Origin of the sequence: Roseovarius sp. A46, assembly GCF_004126395.1 — a bacterium.
Taxonomy (GTDB): domain Bacteria; phylum Pseudomonadota; class Alphaproteobacteria; order Rhodobacterales; family Rhodobacteraceae; genus Roseovarius; species Roseovarius nitratireducens.
Genome location: NZ_PVWS01000110.1, coordinates 1 through 253, shown reverse-complemented (window position 1 = coordinate 253; position 253 = coordinate 1). Strand labels below are relative to the sequence as shown.

1 pseudogene is annotated in these 253 nt (G+C 55.7%); it reads left to right on the top strand.

The features are described from left to right. Nucleotides 1-140: 140 nt before the first annotated feature. Nucleotides 141-253, top strand: a pseudogene (locus tag C6W92_RS17560) (IS5/IS1182 family transposase); the annotation flags it as partial.

Below are 253 nucleotides of genomic sequence, written 5' to 3'. Positions count from 1 at the left end.
GCCAGCCTCATGCTCGGTCAAAATGCCGATGATCTGTTCTTCCGAAAATCTTGATCGCTTCATTGTCCGTCCCTTCGTTGGGTCGGACTCTAGTTCCAAGTGGAGGAAAAATCCCGTGGCAGGTCAGGCTGACCGAGGCGATCTTTGCCGAGGTGAATGCCTATCTGGCCAACAAGGGCATGACCCTCCGCTCCGGCACGCTGGTGGATGCGACAATCATCGACGCGCCGTCTTCTACCAAGAACAAGGCCAA